The organism is Pseudoduganella lutea, assembly GCF_004209755.1.
Lineage (GTDB): Bacteria > Pseudomonadota > Gammaproteobacteria > Burkholderiales > Burkholderiaceae_D > Rugamonas > Rugamonas lutea.
Window position 1 is genome coordinate 421,866 of record NZ_CP035913.1, and the last position, 18,909, is coordinate 440,774.

Annotated in this window: 15 protein-coding genes; 9 read left to right on the plus strand and 6 right to left on the minus strand. The window is 65.5% G+C overall.

Annotation, left to right across the window (positions count from 1 at the left end):
• Positions 1-23: 23 nt before the first annotated feature.
• Both EWM63_RS01725 and EWM63_RS01730 read left to right on the plus strand, forming a co-directional pair.
• A complete protein-coding gene (locus EWM63_RS01725; protein WP_130185010.1) occupies positions 24-860 on the plus strand; it encodes a phytanoyl-CoA dioxygenase family protein in 837 nt (278 codons plus the stop codon).
• Between the two features lie 2 nt (positions 861-862).
• Positions 863-1,747 carry an IolE/MocC family protein gene (locus EWM63_RS01730; protein WP_130185011.1) on the plus strand — a complete coding sequence of 295 codons (885 nt, stop codon included), beginning with the start codon at positions 863-865 and terminating at the stop codon, positions 1,745-1,747.
• Positions 1,748-1,801: 54 nt separating this feature from the next.
• On the opposite strand, the gene EWM63_RS01735 is transcribed toward EWM63_RS01730, so the two are convergent.
• Positions 1,802-2,695 (minus strand): LysR family transcriptional regulator, encoded by an 894-nt coding sequence (locus EWM63_RS01735; RefSeq protein WP_130185012.1) that lies wholly within the window; start codon positions 2,693-2,695, stop codon positions 1,802-1,804.
• A gap of 88 nt (positions 2,696-2,783) precedes the next feature.
• Here EWM63_RS01735 and EWM63_RS01740 point away from each other — a divergent pair, with 88 nt between their 5' ends.
• A complete protein-coding gene (locus EWM63_RS01740; protein WP_130185013.1) occupies positions 2,784-3,593 on the plus strand; it encodes an NAD(P)H-dependent oxidoreductase in 810 nt (269 codons plus the stop codon).
• Between the two features lie 57 nt (positions 3,594-3,650).
• Positions 3,651-4,052, plus strand: a complete 402-nt coding sequence (locus EWM63_RS01745) for a nuclear transport factor 2 family protein (protein WP_130185014.1) — start codon at positions 3,651-3,653, stop codon at positions 4,050-4,052.
• A gap of 227 nt (positions 4,053-4,279) precedes the next feature.
• Here the strand turns inward: EWM63_RS01745 and EWM63_RS01750 are convergent, their stop codons facing one another.
• The gene (locus tag EWM63_RS01750; RefSeq protein WP_165390724.1) at positions 4,280-6,535 is read right to left on the minus strand and encodes a GH92 family glycosyl hydrolase; all 2,256 of its coding nucleotides are present in this window, start codon (positions 6,533-6,535) and stop codon (positions 4,280-4,282) included.
• 503 nt (positions 6,536-7,038) lie between these two features.
• Here EWM63_RS01750 and EWM63_RS01755 point away from each other — a divergent pair.
• Together EWM63_RS01755 and EWM63_RS01760 are read left to right on the plus strand one after the other, a co-directional pair.
• The gene (locus EWM63_RS01755) at positions 7,039-7,779 is read left to right on the plus strand and encodes a PEP-CTERM sorting domain-containing protein (protein WP_229487675.1); all 741 of its coding nucleotides are present in this window, start codon (positions 7,039-7,041) and stop codon (positions 7,777-7,779) included.
• 307 nt (positions 7,780-8,086) lie between these two features.
• Positions 8,087-9,196, plus strand: coding sequence for a PEP-CTERM sorting domain-containing protein (locus tag EWM63_RS01760; RefSeq protein ID WP_130185016.1), 1,110 nt, complete (start codon positions 8,087-8,089; stop codon positions 9,194-9,196).
• Between the two features lie 136 nt (positions 9,197-9,332).
• On the opposite strand, the gene EWM63_RS01765 is transcribed toward EWM63_RS01760, so the two are convergent.
• The 4 genes from EWM63_RS01765 to EWM63_RS01780 form a co-directional block, all read right to left on the minus strand.
• Positions 9,333-9,842 carry a LysR family transcriptional regulator gene (locus EWM63_RS01765; RefSeq protein WP_130185017.1) on the minus strand — a complete coding sequence of 170 codons (510 nt, stop codon included), beginning with the start codon at positions 9,840-9,842 and terminating at the stop codon, positions 9,333-9,335.
• A gap of 58 nt (positions 9,843-9,900) precedes the next feature.
• On the minus strand, positions 9,901-10,854 hold the full coding sequence (locus EWM63_RS01770) for a glycoside hydrolase family 43 protein (protein ID WP_130185018.1): 954 nt from the start codon (positions 10,852-10,854) through the stop codon (positions 9,901-9,903).
• A gap of 142 nt (positions 10,855-10,996) precedes the next feature.
• On the minus strand, positions 10,997-13,798 hold the full coding sequence (locus EWM63_RS01775) for a TonB-dependent receptor (RefSeq protein ID WP_130185019.1): 2,802 nt from the start codon (positions 13,796-13,798) through the stop codon (positions 10,997-10,999).
• A gap of 153 nt (positions 13,799-13,951) precedes the next feature.
• A complete protein-coding gene (locus tag EWM63_RS01780) occupies positions 13,952-14,992 on the minus strand; it encodes a LacI family DNA-binding transcriptional regulator (protein WP_229487676.1) in 1,041 nt (346 codons plus the stop codon).
• A 139-nt stretch (positions 14,993-15,131) separates the two neighbouring features.
• Between EWM63_RS01780 and EWM63_RS01785 the strand changes: the two genes are divergently transcribed.
• From EWM63_RS01785 to EWM63_RS01795, 3 genes are read left to right on the plus strand one after another with little or no spacing between them, the layout of a single operon-like run.
• A complete protein-coding gene (locus EWM63_RS01785; RefSeq protein WP_130185020.1) occupies positions 15,132-15,944 on the plus strand; it encodes a phytanoyl-CoA dioxygenase family protein in 813 nt (270 codons plus the stop codon).
• Positions 15,945-15,985: 41 nt separating this feature from the next.
• Positions 15,986-16,996, plus strand: a complete 1,011-nt coding sequence (locus EWM63_RS01790) for a glycoside hydrolase family 43 protein (RefSeq protein ID WP_130185021.1) — start codon at positions 15,986-15,988, stop codon at positions 16,994-16,996.
• Positions 16,997-17,007: 11 nt separating this feature from the next.
• On the plus strand, positions 17,008-18,888 hold the full coding sequence (locus EWM63_RS01795; protein WP_130185022.1) for a family 43 glycosylhydrolase: 1,881 nt from the start codon (positions 17,008-17,010) through the stop codon (positions 18,886-18,888).
• The last annotated feature ends 21 nt before the right edge of the window (positions 18,889-18,909 follow it).

The window sequence follows — 18,909 nt, forward strand, 5'->3', positions numbered from 1 at the left end:
ACCTGCATCCGAAAGGGATTGCCATGCCCAACTACGTCCTCGACCAGGACCAGAAAGCCGCCTACGACCGTGACGGCTATGTCCTGCTGCCCGCCTTCTTCAAACCCGCGGAGGTGCGGCTCCTGCGCGACAGCGCCCAGCAGGACCGGGTGCTCGACCAGGCTTCGTTCGGCCGTGCCGACGGCGAAGGCGGCGTCGTGCGCCTGTCCCTGTGGAACCACCCGACCGACACGATCTACGGCGCCATCGCCCGTTCGCGCTCGCTGGTCGACTCGATCGAGACGCTGCTGGGCGGCGAGATCTATCACTACCATTCGAAGATGATCATGAAGGACGCCCGGATCGGCGGCGCGTGGGCCTGGCACCAGGACTATGGCTACTGGTACCAGAACGGCGTGCTGTTCCCGCGCCTGTGCAGCGCGTTCATCGCCATCGACCCCTGCACCCGCGACAATGGCTGCCTGCAGGTGATCCGGCAATCGCACCTGCTCGGGCGGCTGGATCACCAGCAGACCGGCGACCAGGCCGGCATCGATCCCGAACGCATCGCCGCCATCACCGCGCGGCTGGACACCGTGCACGTGGAGATGGCCCCCGGCGACCTGCTGCTGTTCCATCCGAACACGCTGCACCGCTCCGACCAGAACCATTCGGACCAGCCGCGCTGGTCGATGATCTGCTGCTACAACGCGGCCGACAACGATCCATACAAGCCGTCCCACCACCCGAACTACACCCCGCTGCACAAGCTGGACGACGACCAGGTCCTGGCCATGGGACAGAAGCGCTTCGCCGACGATGACAAAGCGTTGATGGCGCCGGAGACCGACCGCTCGGTCAGCACCCTGGCGGGGCGCTGACCGTGGTGCCTCCACAGCACAGCCTGGTGCGCATGCTCAGCACCTGGACGCTCCGCGCGCTGCCCGCCTGGTCCAGGGCGCCGCTGCAAGACGATCCGCAGGCCACCGTCGCGGCCATCCTGCAGGCCGGCTATGCCGGGCTGCAGGTCGAAGCAGGCGATCCCCTGATGGATGCCGGCTTTCGCGCCGGCGCCGTGATGCACGCGGCCGGCCGGGTCATCGCGCCGGCCCAGGCGCACGAGCTGGTATCCCGGCACAAGGCGCTCGGCTTCGGCCTGACCACGATCCACCTGGGCACCGGTTTCGAGTCGGCGGCCGAAGGCCATGCGCTGGTCGAGGCGGTACTCGAGGCGGCCGCCGCGCAGCGCTACCCCGTCCACGTGGAAACGCACCGCGCCACCCTCACCCAGGACCCGCGCCGCACGCTGGACCTCGTGGAGCGCTATCCGGCGCTGCGCTTCAATGGCGATTTCTCGCACTGGTATGCCGGCTGCGAACTGCGCTACGGCGACTGGGAACGCAAGCTCGACCTGCTGCAGCCGGTGTTCGACCGGGTGCGCTACCTGCACGGCCGCATCGCCGACTGCGGGGCACTGCAGCCGGCCATCCTCGACGAGGGAGTGCCGCACGTGCGCGACTTCCGCGCGTTGTGGACACGCGCGATGGCGGGCTTCCGGGCCCATGCCGGTCCCGGCGAGTCGCTGTACTTCGCGCCCGAGCTGCTGCCGCACGCGTTCGAGGTGGAGGGGCGCATGGTGTACCCGGCCTATGCGCGCCAGCGGCGCGGCGTGGACGGCCGCACCGAGGACGACTGCGACCGCTGGCAGCAGGGGCTGCTGCTGGCCGACATCGCCGAGGACTGCTGGGAAGCGGCCGGCGGCGCGTGAGGGCATTCAGGCGAAGCGACACGCCCAGTGCCAGCAATCGGTATAGGAATCAGTTCATACCGGCGTTGCGATGACCTCCCGCAACCACTGATGGGCAGGATCCCGATGGGAACGCTCATGCCAGAGCATCACCATCTCGTACCCGGGAACATCCACAGGTGGCTCGATGACCTGCAGTGTCCGGGTATTGCGCACCAGGCGCGAGGGCAACATCGCCACGAGGTCGGTGCTGGCCAGGACGGACATCATCAACAGAAAGTGGGGAACGGAAAGGACCACCTTGCGCTGCAATCCGGCTTTGGCAAGCGCATCGTCAGTGACGCCATGGAAGCCGCCGCGGTCCGGCGACACCATTACGTGCTCCAGTTCGCAGAATTCCGCCAAGGTCAGTTGCGGACGCAAACGCGGATGCCCCACCCGGCCGGCAAGCACATAGCGCTCTGTGAAAAGTGACCGACGGCGCAGTCCGGGAGGGGAGTCTTCGACAGTATGGAAGGCAAGATCCACCTCCCCCTGTTCAGCTTGCTTCGCAAGGCGTGACGGTACCAGGTCCAGTACTGCAAGCCGGGTTCCCGGCGCCGCCGCCCGGATAGCGGTCATCGCGGGTAAAAGGATGGTCGATCCACTGGAGTCCGAAGCGGCGACGCGCCAGGTATGTTCGGACTCGGCCGGGTTGAACGGCCGCGCTGGCGTCACTGCGCGCTCCAGCGATTCCAGCGCTTCGCGCAATGGCTGGCGCAATGCCTCGGCTCTTGCGGTGGCCTGCATGCCGCGCGGACCGGGGAGCAGCAGCGGATCGCCAAAGATATCCCGGAGCTTGGCGAGGTGAACGCTGACGGAAGGCTGCGAATAGCTGAGGCGCCGCGCTGCCCGCGTGACATTCCGTTCAGCCAGCAGCACGTCGAGGGTGACGAGCAGGTTCAAGTCGAGGTTTCGCAAATTAACCATCTTAATAGCTCGTATGTTGACAATTCATTTCCAATATACCTGAATCGAACCTATCCTGCCCTTCCCTGCTTACGTTTAAAGAACAATCATGAACATCCTTCTCGTCCATGCGCATCCGGAATCCCGGTCCTTGAACGGTGCGCTGAAAGATTTCGCCGTACAGCGGCTGCAGAGCGCCGGACACTCGGTAAAAGTGTCGGATTTGTACGAAATGAATTGGAAAGCGGCTGTCGATGCTGCGGACACCACCCAACGGCTGTCGACGACCCGGTTCGATGTCGCCTTCGAATCGAAGCACGCTTTTGAAAACGGCTTCCAGAGTGAAGACATCGGCCGCGAGCAGGAAAAGCTGTTGTGGGCCGACGCGGTGATTCTTCAGTTCCCGCTATGGTGGTACTCCATGCCGGCGATTCTGAAAGGCTGGATCGAGCGGGTTTATGCGTTCGGCTTCGCGTATGGCGTTGGGGAGCATTCCGACACCCATTGGGGGGATCGCTTTGGCGAGGGCACATTGGCCGGAAAGCGAGCCATGCTGATGGTGACGGCAGGTGGCTGGGAATCGCATTACGGTCCGCGTGGCATCAATGGTCCGATCGATGACATCCTCTACCCGATCCAGCATGGCATCCTGTTCTATCCGGGCTTCGACGTGATGCCGCCGTTCGTGGTGTATCGAGCCGGCAGCACGGATGAGAGCAGGTTTGCCCGCATCCGCGACGAACTCGGACAACGACTCGATACGCTCTTCAGCGCGGATCCCATCGCGTTTCGTCCTCAGAACAAGGGCGATTACGACATTCCGGCGCTTACCTTGCGGAGCGACATACTCCCCGGGCAAACCGGCCTTTCCGTCCACGTCTCGGATCGCAAGAGCGAGAGTCGTCATTTGACTGAATAGCATGACGTTGGCCAGTTAAAAAACCGCGCTTGTCCCATCCTCGAGGAGAGATTACTGATGAGTATCACATCAAACAAACATGTCGTAGAACGCTTCCTCAGCCACTTTGAAACTGCTGGAGCAAACGAGCTTCTTGCCATGCTGACGGATGACGCGACCTGGTGGGTCAACGGAAAACCGCACCTGTTTGCGTTTTCCGGATCAAAAACGAAAGCTGAAATGCGGCCCGTTCTTCACGATCTCTTTGCTTTTTTTGATGGTGGATTAAAAATGCAGTTGAACAGCTCGATTGGAGAGGGCGATACTGTCGCCGCAGAAGCGCGTTCGCTTGGAAAAACGAAAAGTGGAAAACGCTACGAGAACGAGTATCACATCCTGTTTCGGCTTCGTGACGGGAAGATCGCGGAAGTCCGGGAGTACACCGACCCGATGCATGCGGTGGAAGTCATGACGGCATAATATTTTTTTGTTTGCCGCATTGGTAATGCGTGTCATGCAGCAAGCTCCAGCTGTGGGCAAGATCTGGTTGCCCGTGGTATCGGCAGCGAGTTTTCGAAATCGCTTTCGAGACCTGCGCGTTGGGCAAGTATGTTCGGACACAACGATAGGTTGCATTGCCAGATGCCGTTCGTGGACAGCGCGATCCAGACGAGGTCCGTCGAAGCTGATCCGGTCGGGCCGCCAGTTCAGCGACCCGGCCCGCGCGAGTGCGACGGCGGTGGGAAAGCGCTGCCCCACTTTCCTGGCTTGTCGCTCATGGTGAACTTGAGTGTCGCGCCGCCAACCAGGTCGGCATGGCGGATCCAGGGCTGCGTCCAGGCACGCCCATTGACCGTGAGCGCGGCGATGTACTTGTTCGCCACGCTGGCGGCTGGCGCCTCCAGCGTGACGCGCTTTCCATCGGCCAGATGGATCTGCGCGCGGGTGAATACCGGGCTGCCGATGTAATACCAGTCCTGGCCGGCGTTCGGGTACAAGCCCAGCATCGCCCACACCAGCCAGGCCGAGGTGGTGCCGCTGTCGTCATTGCCCGGCAGGCCCGCGGGCGTCGCGCTGAAATGGCGCAGCGCGTGGCGTGAATAGTGCTGGGTCAGATCGGGACGGCCCGCATGGCTGAACAAGAAGGTCTGCAGCATCCCGGGCTCGTTGTAGGCCTCGTAGTGCCGGTCCACCGCCGTGCGGAGCCGTTCCACGAAGCGCTCGTTGCCGAAGTTCAGAGTGATCAAGCCCTGCACATCGTGCGGCACATGCCAGCTCCAGGTCCATGCGCTGCCCTCGTAGTACTGCTCTCCGGTGCCGTACCACAGACCAGCGCCGCTGCCGTGGGCGTTGGCGACCGGATCGAAGGGCGCAAGCCAGCTGCCGTCCTTGCGCTTGCCGCGCATGAAGCGGGTCTCTCCATCCCACACATTGCGATACCAGAGCACGCGCCTTTCCAGTTCCGCGACATCTTCGGTGCTGCCGAACCGGCGCGCCAGGGTCAGTACCGCGTGGTCATTGTGCGCGTACTCCAGGGTACGCGATACGGCCTGGATGGCTTTGTAGGTACTGCTGGCGTCGACTGGCACGTAGCCGTGTTTCCGGTAATCGTCCAGCCGGAAGCGCCCCTTGTCGGGACGGCCGTCGATCGCCGGATCGTCGTCCACGAAAGCGTTCTTGCGGATCGCCGCGTAGGCGTCGCGCCAGTCAATACCCGGCAGCTTCTTCACGAATGCGTCGGCCACCACGACATCGGCGCTCGAGCCGTTCTGCACATGCTCATAGTGATGGGCGCTATGGGCGTCGCCGGTCCAGCCGTCGTGCTTGTAATAGTTGATCAGGGTGTTGACGATGCCGGCCTGGACGGTCGGCTGGATCAGTGTCAGCAGCGGATTGACGGTGCGGAACGTATCCCACAGGCAGAGCATATTTTCATAATAGGTCGCAGTGCCATAGCGGGCCGGGGCTTCGCCGGTCCAGTCGTTGGGCGTCATGTGGATACGGTACATGGCCGAGTGAAACTGGGTGCGCTGGTCCCGGGTACCGCCTTCCACCGTGATCTTGCCCAGCACCTCGCCCCAGGCGGCGCGTGCGTCCATCCTGGCGCGCTCGAAAGCAACGTCGTGCGTTTCCTGCTCCAGGTAAGCGTGGGCCTGCTCCAGGCCCGTATAAGACAGGGCCACACGCGCTCCCACCACGCTCGCCTCGGTCTCGGCAAAGCGCAGCCAGGCGCCGATCCGCTCGCCCTCGAGATGCGCCACGCGCACTTGTGGTGACGCGCCTGCCGTCCAGGCGCCAAAGTCGGCGAAAGCCTGGTCGAACCTGGCCACGAAATGGATTTTGTAGCGGCGCGCGCTGCTGCGTCCGCCCTGGTAAGTCATGTGTCCGCTGACTTCGCGCCTTGCCGGGTCGATGCGTACCTCGCCCTTGACCGGCCTGGCCGAGTTCCATGAGGGCTTCCCGGCGCCGTACAGCACATGGCCGATGTCGAGCGCCACGCTCCGGGCGGCGCCGGCCGGGAAGGTATGGCGGTGCAGCGCCACGTGCCGGGTGGCGGTCAGTTCAACCCTGACCCCGGACGGTTGCAGCGTTACGGCGTAATAGCCGGGCGTGGCGACCTCGTCCGATTTGCCAGCAGCGGCCAGGCGTGCCGGATCGATGAACGCGCCAGCCACCGGCATGAGCGAAAGGTGGCCATACAGCGGGCCGCCCATGCCCGAGATATGCTGCTGCGAGAAGCCGGTGATCGGCTTGTCATGCTTGTAGCCCGACGCGCCGCTGCCAGGACCGGTGTCCGGGCCGGGCTGGAGGAAGCCGAACGGCAGTGTCGCTCCGGCAAATACATTGCCTTCGCCAAGCGTGCCAATGAAGGGGTCGACCTGATCGACCGGCTCCTTGGCGGCCGCGTCATACGTCAGGAGGCAATACAGCAGCGCGGCGCGAATGCTCGGGCGCAGGGTCATGATGGGTCCAGTCGCAAAGGCCAGGGCAGCCGATCGTAGCGCCACTCGGCATTGGCCTGAATTGCGAAATTTGTGACCCCGCTTTCGATATCTCGGCCCAGGTGAGCTGCCCGACGTTTGCCTGGCTGCGCCCGGATCACCGTCTTCATATCGTCGTGCCGGATGCTCTTCGGGATGCCCGCCGAGCACCGCGAAGGCGCGGTCATGCCACCCAGTCAGCGTTGCACCTTCGTGTGGCCGACGAACTTCGCATGGCACGGCTGTGGACGCGCCTGCACATCTCCAAGAGCAAAATATTGCCGCCTCCATACAGCAATTTTCATACGGAACTTTGTTACAAAGTAACCAACAAAGCTCTTTGACAGTCGGTAATTGCCTGTCGAGAATAGGCCTGTATCTCTTAATAAATTCTTAAGACTGGTACCATACCCAACGTACCAGACTGGCTCCGTCCATCCCACGGTGGCGCAGCGATACGGGTTTTCCGACACACAAGGACTACCATGAAGAAGACTTTGACGATGTTGCTGCTCGCCGCGCTCCAGGTTACCGCAGTGGCCGCGCCCGATTCGACTGTCACGTTCGGCCAGGGAGCAGAAGGCTGGCAAGGCTTGCAGCCGATGGACGGCAATGGCGGCACGAGCATCGACACGTCGCTGGGCAACGGGGCCCCGGCCCTGCACACGCAGATCGAGCACTTCGGCGCCACGTGGAGCACGACGACCAACACAAATTTTGTCCGCGACTATACGCAGATGCAGGGTGTCACCTTCGGCATCGACGTGCTGGCCAACAGCGTCTGGTTCTTCAACCGCGAAGTCACGCGCGACCTGGTCATCGAATTGCGCGACTACGACAACCAGGCCAACGGCTTGCCCTACACGAGCGTCTGGACCAAGGTGGGCACGCTGGACGCCAGCAAGGCGGGCTGGCAGCATCTGTCCGTGACGATTGCCGACACGTCTGCGCTGGGCCTCCCCGCCGGCTGGGGCGGCTACGGTAACGAGGATGCGCAAGGCAACCCGTACCTGCCGTCCGACCGCACCTTTGCCAGCGTGCTGGCAGGCGTGGACGAAGTAGCCTTCACCACCTTCGTGCCGGGCTTTGCCTTCGGTTTCACCTACTTCGACGTGGCTGTCGACAATATCAGCATCAGCCCCGTGCCCGAACCGGCGCAAGGAGGCATGCTGCTGGCCGGCCTGGCCGCCATGGCCGCGCTGGCACGTCGCCGCGCCCGCCGTTGAGCGATCGGGGCTGACACGGTTGCTGCGTTGCCCGAATAAGCAAGGCGGCCTTTGCGTCACCGCAGCAGCCGTAATGCCCCTGCCGCTCACCTCGTCCGACGAACCTCACGCCTGTGCCCTGCTAAACGGTTCGCCAAGTCACGCTGGTTGAATGCGCTGGCCGTGCAGCAGGAAAGCCCGCCTCGTCGCGATCGCTTCAATTTTCTGGCGTCGACTCGAGGCTGGCCAGGAGCGTAATTTGTTTGCCGAATGATCCACTTGAAGCTGGTGACCCCAGCATTGTTCCATTCAATCCAAGGCACGAAACATGATGACATCAGCTCGTTTTGCTCTTGCGGCAACTGCTTTCGTTGGCAGCTTGACCGCCCCACTCGCTCACGCGGCAGGCAATCTTTGGGATCTCGGTTATGGCATTACGGTTTCAGGTTCATCGGCGAACGGCAGCGTGATCGGCGCTTATAGCGAAAACGGGGCCTATTACATGTGGACCGCTGCCACCGGCGTTACTTCCATTGGCGGGGCATGGCAAGGTGGCATGGCTGGTGTGTCGGCTGACGGTTCGCGCATCTCCGGCTCGGCCTACGGAAGCGATGGCCTGAGCTATGCGGGATACTACTCGGTCGGCACCGGCCAGTGGACAACACTGGGCGGCATTGGCGGCATCTCGGGGACGTCGGCCAGCGCAAGCTGGGGTATATCCGGTGATGGAAACACTGTGGTTGGCCTGGGATGGGTTGACGGTGGCACTGCTCATGCCACCGCGTCCACTGCCGGCGGCGTCAGCGACCTCGGCTCTCTCGGAGGCTCCTCGCGTGCCAATGGCGTGTCCCATGACGGCAGCGTCATCGCTGGCTGGGTCGAGCAACCGAACGGGCAATGGACCGGTGCCTACTGGAAGGACGGCACGCTGCATGACATGGTCGATGGACAGGGCAATGCTTTACAGGAGGCGGGTGCGGTATCGGGGGACGGCCGCTGGATTGTCGGGACCGGTAACTTCGGCCAGGCCTGGCGATACAACACTGTCACTGAGCAGACAGAGTGGCTCGGCGACCTGGACGCGGCGGGTGACTTTCAGGGGGCAACCGGAATTTCGGCCGATGGCCAGATCATTGTCGGCTACGACCGGGGCTTCGGCCCCGCTGCCGCCGGCCAAGGCACCATCTGGATCGAAGGTCAGGGCATGCTCGACTTCACCGATTACATCACCAGTCACGGGGTAGACCTTGGCGGTCGTACGCTGGCATTGCCTCTCGGCGTTTCAGCCGACGGAAAAACCTTTTACGGCATGGATAGTGATGGTAGCGGCTTCGTCGTTACGCTGTCACCGGTCCCCGAGCCGGCCACTTATGCCATGTTGGCTTTCGGACTGGGAGTACTGATCGCACGCCGACGCATACAGCCTGGTAAAAAATAGGAGAGCGATCCGCGTGCATGGGACCACCGCCGGCCAGGTCGGCCGGCGCGGATGCCGCAGATGCAGGGAGTCATACGCGTCTCCATGGGTCCGCATGCCACGCACCGTCGGCGGATGCCCGGGGTGGCCGGCGTGCTCAAGCACGATAGCGCCGTGCCGCTACCTCGCGCAGCGCCTCGAGCATGGCTTTCGCGCCTGGCGAGAGCCGGTGACCGCGGCGCGTGATGAGGCCGTAGATACCCTTGCCGATGCCCAGGTCGAACGGCGCGACCACCATGCTGCCGTTGTCGAGATAGGGCTGCATCAGTTCGCGCGGCAGCGCGACCACCATGTCGCTGCCTGCCACCAGATTGGCGATCAGGGGCAGTGCCGTGGATTCCACCGTGTCGGCGGGCGGTTCCAGCCCTTTCGACAGGAACAGCGTGGCCAGGCGCTTGCGCAGGATGCTGCCGGCCGGCGGCAGGATCCAGCTCTGGCGCGCCAGCTCGGCCAGCTCACGGAGCAGCCTCGATGCCGCGGGCTGCGTGAGATTGGCAGCGTGCGCCGCGCCCATGATCGAGCCGTGCTTTCCCAATGCCACCAGCAGGACCAGGTGACGCATTTTCAGATGCGCGCGGACCAGGCGTTGCGACCCTGGGTCCGTCATTGCCTCGCCTTGCGGTGATGCGGCGCTGATGTGCGCTTGCGTGCGCGCCCTTGCCGTTTCAAGCCGGTCCCGGCTGTTCATCCCAGGTCGGACCAGCCGTGCGCGGCCGACCGTCCTGCCACGCCATCCGGTCGATGCACATGCGCCGTGCCGTGCGCGCCACATCCCAGGCGTGATACACGATCCAGGTCTGTGTGCCGTCCGGCGACAGCGTGAAGGAGTTGTGGCCGGGGCCGATCACCCGGCCGGGTGCGGTGCGGATCAGCAGCGCGCCGCCGCCCTCGTCCGGCCGTGTAAACGGGCCGAGCGGATGGTCGGCCACCACGTAGCTGACCCCGTAGTTCTCGCGTTCCCACGCGCCGCCGCTGTAGAACAGGTAATAGCGGCCCGCGTGCCTCTGCACTGCCGGGCCTTCGACCGTGTGCCAGTCGTACACCTTGCCGTACATGCTGCGCTGCTTGAGGAACAGATGCCAGTCGGCATGCGGACGGACCGCAAGGCGCGGCTCGCCCGCCAGGGTCAGCATGTCGAGCATGCGGTCGACCACGATGCCGGTGCCGACCCGGTGGTCGCCCTCGAGCTCGAGGAAATCGACCGAATAGTACAGGTACCACTGGCCGTCCTGGTCGCGGAACGGATGGGCGTCGATGGAGAACGGCTGGTCCGGCACCAGCTTGCGGCCGGTATCGAGGAACGGCCCTTCGGGCCTGTCGCTGACGGCCACGCGCAATTGGTGGTCGCAGCCGTCAATGCCTTGCGCCGAGTAGTACATGTAGAAGCGGCCTTCATTGAAGGCCACTTCGGGCGCCCAGAAGTCGTTTCCGCCAGGCGCGACCAGCGCGTGGCCGAGCGGCTCCCAGCCGATCAGGTCCGGCGAGCGCAGCACAGGGAAGCATTTGCCGTCCGCTGCGGCGGGTGCGGTGCCGTAGGCATAGTAGTGGCCTTCGTGGCGCAGCACGAACGGGTCGGCCATGGTGTCGTGGTAGACGGGATTGGTGTAGGTTCCTGGCATAGGTTGGGGAGTGGGCAGGGAATGGGCAGGGTTTGACGCGCGGGCCTGCCGTGGGCCTCGACGGTCCATGGCAGGCATGCACACTGGATGATGGCGCGATACGATGACGAGAGGCATGCGGCTGACCGCCGCATGCCTTGCCTTACATCTTGAAGCGCAGGCTGACGCCGTACACCGTGGGCGAGTAGCGGATGTCGCGCGGACGGCGCGGATCGCCCACGTAGCTCTCGTACTTTTCCTTGGTCAGGTTGATGGCGTCGAACTGCAAGGTGAGATTCCTGGTCAGCTCGTAGCCCAGGCTCAGGTCCACATAGGTCGAGTCGGCAACGATGCGGTCCTGGTCGAAGCGTGGCTCGGCGATCTGCTCGACGTACTTGCCGCGATGCGTGGCGGCCAGCCTGCCGGTCAGGCCGTGGCCTTCGTAAAGCAGTGCCAGGTTATAGCTTTTCCTGGCCACGTCGATCAGTTCGGAGCGCTTGAAGACGCCGCTGCCGAACGTGGTCTCGGTCTCGTTCTTGCCGTCGATCCACGTATAGTTAAACTGCGCGCCGAAGTTGCTCCATGGGCCTGGCAGGAAGTCAAAGAACTTCTGGATGCCGAACTCCGCGCCCTTGAGCGAGCCCTTGCCGGAGTTGCGAGGCCGGGTGACGCGGTAGTTCTGGCCGTCGATCGTCTCGGCCACTTCGAAGTTCTGCAGGTAGCCGTCGATATCGCGGTGGAACAGCGCCACCTGGGCAAAGCCGTTTTTCTCGAAGTAGTACTCGAGCGTCGCGTCGGTGTTGACCGACTTGGTCGGCTCCAGGTTCGGATTACCCGCCGAGCCGGTACCAGGCGCATTGACGGTCGGCGGAATCAGCGACAGCGCGGGATTGAGGCGCTGGAATTCCGGCCGGGTGATCATCTTGCCCACGCTCAGGTGCGACTGCAGCTTGTCGGTCCAGCCGACCACCGCCGACAGGTTCGGCAGTACATTGGTCTCCGAGGTCGACAGGTCGATGTCGGACACCACGTTGCCGACCCGGCTCTTGCCCTTGAGGTCCCGGTTGACGCGCACGACCCGCGCGCCGGCCTGGCCGCTGACGTCGATGCCCATCACGGTGGCCTGCCAGCGTCCGTTCAGGTACAGCGTGCCGGTGGTCTCGCGCTGGTCGAACAGGCGGTTCGGGTCTTCCGCCACCCGCCCTGCCGGAGCGCCGTAGAACGCGCGCACCTTGTCGGCCTGGCCGATCAGGTATTCCCGCGATGGGGTGACGAAGGGACCGCCCAGGCGGTCGACGCCGCCCACCAGTTTCTCGAATCCGGGCCCGAATGCCTCGACCGGATTCGGACGCACGGCAGTCTGGACGTCGTAGTGGGCCTCGCCGCCGTGGAACGTCACATCGCGCCGGGACAGGCGCACCCCCATGTCGAGGGCGGACAGGATGCCGGCGTTCAGGCGGTAGGTGGCGTCGGTGCGCCACTGGGCCTGCTCCCCCTTCGAGACGGCGAAGTTCTCCACCATCCCGCGCATCACGAACTGGCGTGGATCGGTCAGCGGCGCATTGCTGGTCGGCGTGGTGATGGCATTGAAACCGCCATGGCCATCGGCGCCGTAGGTGTACACGCTGGAGCTTGCGCCGGGAATCGCCTGGTCGACGATCAGGCGTTCATCGGTGAACCTGGAGCGCGAGAAGGCGGCGTTGGACACCACTTTCCATGGGCCGTCCTTGTATTCCAGGGCAAAGCTCAGGTAGTGGCCCTTGGTGCGTTCCTGCACGCCCCAGGTGCTGGTGGCGGTGAACGGATCCCAGTCGTACGGCCCGCCGAAGCTGGCGGCCGGTGCGGTGGCCGAGGTGATCGGGCAGATCGCGCCATCCCGGGTGCCGCACCAGGCATCGTCTTTCGGCAGTACCACGTTGGTCAGCCTGGGCGCCCAGCCGACGATCGAGAAGATGTAGTCGACCTCGTGCTCGCCACGATAGCCCATGCCCAGGTACTGGGTGGTGAATTCAAGCCTGGGATTGATCTTCCACTGGAAGGCACCGTGCAGGCTGGAGCGCGAACGTTCGCCGTTGTTGTAGATCCCGCCGATGTGCGGCAGGTTGCCGAGCCGGTCGCCGGCCTTGAGCGGCGCGACCGGCTGGTCGTCGTTCAGGCGCACCGCGGTGCCGTCCGGGCTGACCGAGAACAGGCGGTCGACGCGGTCGTTCCACTGTACCGGATAGGTCCAGTTCTGGCGGTTCCACGAGGCGTCCAGCACCACGCCCATTTCGCCCATGCCGCTGTTCCAGCGCTTGCTGTACAACACGCTGCCGCCCGGATCGGTCTTGTCCCTGGCATTGCTGCTGCCATTGGTGGACGAACGGCGCCCTTCGACGTGGCCGGTCAGGGTGTCCTGCTTGAAGTCGAACGGGGCGCGCAGGCGCACGTTGACCCCGCCGGCGATGCCGCCCTCGAGCTGGTTGGCGCTGGCCGATTTGTACACGTCGAGCCCGCCGATCGAGGAAATCGGCAAGTCCTGGTAGGACAGGCGGCGCCCGGTGCCCGTGAAGATCTCGTTGCCGTCGAATGTGGTGGAGACGTCGGGAAGGCCGCGGATGATGACACTGTTGGTCTCGCCCCTGTCGCGCCCCACCTGCACGCCGGCGATGCGCTGCAGCGCGTCACCGGCCGCGCGGTCGGGGAACTTGCCGATGTCGTCGGCGTTGATCGAGTCGACCACCTGCGCCGCCAGGCGCTTGATCTGCTCGGCCGAACGGATACTCTGGCGCAGGCCGGTGACCTGCACCGTCTGGACCGGTGCGGCGGTCGGTTCATCGGGGCTTGCAGCGGCGCCTGCCGCCGGACTCGCGGGCGCGCCAGGGGCAGCGGCGCTGGTGCCGGATTCTTGCGCAAAAGATGGCGCGGCGTAAGCGGTCAACAACATGATGGCCGCGCATACCGGCCGGAGAGTGAATACGGTCATGCGTGCGTCTCCTGATTTTATTAGTCGACGACCACGGACTTCCGCCCGCGATCGCAAAGTCCATGCTTGAGGACGACTAATACTATCGAAGATTATTACTAATAACAATTACCAATTTTCGTGACCGTGTTGGAAATACGACAAGCCGGTCCTTCAGGCGGCCGGCGGGGCCACCGAGTCTCGTGGCACCAGCGGGCATTCCATCTTGATGGCGACGCGCCGCAACGGCGCCTCGGCGCGCGCCTCGGCGATCAGGGTTTCGGCCGCCCAGCGCCCCATTTCGTAGTTGGGCAACAGCACCGTCGACAGGGGTGGATGGGTATAGCGCGCGATGTCCTGGTCGTCGTAGCCGACCACCGACAGCTGGTCAGGTATTGCCAGCTTCAGTTCGCGGGCGGCGTCGATCGCGCCCAGCGCCATCAGGTCGTTGGCGCAGAACAGCGCGGTGGGACGCCCGGGCCTGGACAGCAGGTCGCGCGCGTGCTCGAAACCGCTGCCGACCTGCCAGTCGCCCTGGCGCACCAGCGCCGGATCGAACGGGATATCACAGGTCGACAGTGCCTGGCGGTAGCCCTTCAGGCGCTCGCCCGATGCTTCGATCCAGCCCTCGCCCGTGATCATGCCGATGCGGCGATGGCCCGCTTCGATCAGGTGCATGGTGGCCGCGAAGCCGCCCAGCATTTCGCTGGGCACGACGGAGGAATGGGTGCGCCCTTTGGTGTGGCAGTTGAGCAGGACGGTCGGCACCTGCGCCAGGGCCGCGGGCACCGTGGTGGCGCGGGTAAAGATGGTGGAATAGATCACCCCCAGCAACGCCGGGTTGTCCAGCATCTGCGCCAGCACTGCGCTTTCCAGGTCGGGATTGCTGCGGGTGGCGAAAACGGCCACCAGGCAGTCCTGCTCCCAGGCGTAATCCTTGGCGCCGTCGATGGTCTGCATGGTGTGCGGACTGGTGGACAGTTCGTCGGTCAGGTACAGGATCAGGTTGCGCTGCTGGCGCGCCGGGCCGCGCACATGGCGGTCGATCGGGTAGCCGATCTCGCGCGCGACCCTGAGGACTGTCTCGCGCGTGCGCGCAGAGACCTGGGTGCCGCGCACATCGTTGAGCACCAGCGACACGGTCGACTGGGAGACCCCGGCCAGCTTGGCGATATCGGTCATGGTGGGACGGCGGGAGCGGGTCGGTTCGGTCATCGTTGTTATTTATTCACTTACCAGAGATATATCAGTATACCGGAGCGATGAAGCGGAAAAAAACTATATCGATTTATTACTAATAATAGTGATAGAATTCGTCCAATAAGAAAATATTGCCTACAACAAAGGAGACCCCATGGCACGCCTCACCGCCAGCCAGCTGGACCAGCACGCCGCCGATGTCCGGCGCGACGGCATCACCATCCTGCGCGAGCATTTCGATCCGGCCATGCTGCGTGCCTGGGCCGCGGCCTTCACGCCGCTGCTCGACGCCCACCTGGCCCGAACCCAGGATTCCAACCGCGGCGCGGCGCGCCACTACATCACCCTGCCCCTGGCCGGCATCTTCGCCGATCCGGCAGTGTTCGCCGATGCCGACATCCTCGGCATCGTCGACCGCCTGGTCGGCCCCGAGCCGGTGCTGTGTCAGCTCGCCACCGACACGCCGATGCGCGGCTCGGATTACCAGCCGCTGCACCGCGACACGCCGCCGCTGTTCCCCGAGACCGGCGAAGAAACGCCGGCTTTCCAGCTGGCGGTCAACTTCCCCCTGTGCGACGTGACGCTGGAGAACGGTCCGTTCGAAACCACCCGGGCCACCCACCTGATGCCGCGCCAGGAAGCGCTGGCGGGCATCGAAGCCGGCAGCATCGCCGTGCTGCCGGTACCGATGCGGCTGGGCGACGTGATGATCCGCGACGTGCGCGCGATCCATCGCGGCACCCCCAACCGCACCGAGACCCCGCGCCCGATGGTGGTGCTGGGCTACTCGCGGCGCTGGCTGCTGCGCCCGGAAGTGAGCATCGCGGTGCCACGCGCCCTGCTGGCCAGCCTGCCGGAGCGCGCCGCCCACCTGCTGCGCTTCAATCCGGTGGTGGACGCGGCGGGCGACGCCGTGGGCGAAACAGCGGCGCCGGCTGGCGAACGCTATCAGAGCTTCATGCACTGACGGCCGCCGTGCTCTGCGCCATGCTGCTCCCGATCCTCTCCATGAACGCCCGCCTGCGGGCGCCCGGATTCACCCTTGCGCTGGCGGGCACGCTGCTGCTGGGCGCCTGCGGCAGCGGCGCGCCGGCGCCCAGCACCGCTGCCGGCGTTCCTGTAGCCCCCGCTGCGCCGGCCACGAGCTCCCTGGGCGACTTCCCGGATCCCTTCGTGCTGGCCGATGGTGGCGGCTGGTATGCCTACGCCACCAATGCATCCGGCCGCCACGTGCAGGCCGCGCACTCCACCGACCTGCGCGCCTGGAAGCCCCTGCCCGATGCGATGCCCACGCTGGCCAGCTGGGTCAGGCAAGACCGGCCGGATGTGTGGGCACCGGAAGTCGTCATGCTCGGTGAACGCTACGTGCTGTACTACACGGCGCGCGAGCACGCCAGCGGCAAACAGTGCATCGGCGCCGCCGTGGCGACCGCGCCAGGCGGGCCGTTTCGCGACCCGGCCGGCGTGCCGCTGGTCTGCCAGCGGGCCGAAGGCGGCACCATCGACGCCAGCCCGCTGGCCGCCGACGGCCGGCTGTACCTGTATTTCAAGAACGACGGGAACTGCTGCGGCATGCCCACCCATCTCTACGCGCAGGAGCTGAGCGCCGACGGCCTGGCCCTGAAGGGCGCGCCGGTTCCCCTGCTGCGCAACCAGCGCGGCTGGGAAGGCGGCGTGGTGGAAGCGCCCAGCATGTATCTTCACCAGGGCCGCCATCTGCTGTTTTACTCGGCCAACGACTATGGCGGCAGCGCCTACGCGGTCGGTTATGTCAGCTGCGCCGGTCCGATGGGACCGTGCCAGGCGGGTGCCGAGGCGCCGCTGCTCCACAGTCGCGGCAACCTGATCGGCCCCGGCCACCAGCACCTCTTCGACGCCGGCGGCCAGACCTGGATCGCCTACCACGCGTGGGAACAACTGGCGGGCGGCGCAAAAGGCGATCGCCGCTTCATGTATATCGACAAACTGGACTGGGTGGATGGCGCACCGCTGGTGCGCGGCCCCACCATGGTGCCTTGAGCGGACTGGCGATGAGACGACTCCTGAAGAACCCGCTGGGCCGTGGCGCGACGTTGTCGATGCCGCTGCTGATGCCGTTGCTGATGCCGTTGCTGGCGCTGACGCCTGAAAACGCCCGGGCGCAAGCGCCGGACAGTGCGCCGGCAACCTACCAGAATCCGCTGCCGGTCCGGCTGGCCAACGGCACGCTGGCCGAGAACTGCGCCGACCCGGCCCTGCTGCGCGACCAGCAGGCCGCCCGGGCGACCTGGTACCTGTTCTGCACCACCGACCCGGTCAGCCGCACGGAGCGGGCCGATGGCGACCCGGCAGCCTGGAAGTTCCGCCTGATGCCGGTCTACCGGTCGAACGACCTGGTGCAGTGGGACGAGGTGGGCGACGCCTTCACCGGCCTGCCCGCCCTGGCCGCGCCCAAGGCCGGACTGTGGGCGCCCGAGCCGGTCTGGCTCAACGGCCGCTATCACCTGTACTTCACCGTCACCGACGTGATCGATGCGCTGAGCCCGGAGCCGGGCTGCGACAAGGACAGCGCGATCGCTGTCGCCACCTCGGCTTCGCCCACCGGCCCGTGGCAGGTCGGCGATGCGCTGGTGGTGCCGCCGCGCCGCGCCGCCGCCGGCAAGGGCTGCGACTTCGAATGGACCTTCGATCCCGAAGTGGCCGTCGATGCCGATGGCCGCGGCTACCTGTATTACGGCAGCTACGGCGGCGGCATGTTCGTGCAGCCCTTGAGCGAGGACGGCCTGCGCGCCACCGGCATGCCGGTCCGCATCGGCGCCGCCGGCCGCTATGAGGGCGCCGAGGTCGTGCGCCATGGCGACGCCTGGTACCTGTTCGCCTCCGCCACCGACTGCTGCAACGGCCCGCTGACCGGCTACGCCGTCTTCGTCGGCCGTGCCGCCGGCCCGCAAGGCCCGTTCCTCGACCGCCTCGGCAACGACATGGCGGCCAGCCGCGCCGGCGGCTCGCCGCTGCTGGCGCAGAACGGCAACCGCTGGGTCGGGGTCGGCCACAACACGGTCTTCCCCGACCTGGCCGGCCAATGGTGGACCATCTACCACGCCGTCGACCGCAACAATCCCTACTTCAGCGCGAAGGACCGCCTGACCCGGCGCGTCGCCTTGCTCGACCGCATCGACTGGGTGGACGGCTGGCCGATTGCGACAGGGCCCTCCGACCAGCGCCTGCCGGCGCCCAGCCTGGTTCCGGCAACCGCGCCAGGCGCTGTCCCTGCCGGCATCGAGCTGGCGCCCAGGGCGACGCTGTTGTGGCGCGAGCGCTTTACCGCATCGCGGCTGGCGCCGCGCTGGCGGTGGGTGCGCAAGGCCGATGGCTGGCGCACCGGTGCCCAGGGCTTGCAGGGCGAGACCCGCAAGACCGACCTGCACCAGTCGAGCAACGACGCCGGCGTGCTGACGACGGCCCTGCCGGCCACCGGCGACTACCGGATCGAAGCACGCGTGCGGCTCGGCGCGCCGGACGACTGCTGCGCCGATCCGGTCCAGGCGGGCGTGGTCGTGTACGGCGACGACGACAAATACATCAAGCTGGTCGAACTGGCCCACCGCGGCCTGCGCCAGGTGGAATTCGCCAAGGAGACCTGGCCGGTGGAAGAAGGCTATCCACGCTACGGCAACACCGTGGTGGGCACGCCCGGCGAGTGGACCTGGCTGAGGATCGATGTCCGGCGTGGTGGCCGCGGCAGCGATGGCGGCGCCGGCCACGACGAACTGTACACGGCGTACTCCAGCCAGGACGGACGCACCTGGGTGCGCGGCGGCAGCTGGACCCACCGCCTGGGCGGCAATGTCCGGCTGGGCCTGGTGGCGATGGGCGGGGACGGCCAGCGCGCCACGTTCACCGACCTCGCGCTCAGCCGCCTGGAACGCTGAATCCCTGCGAACAATTCCAGT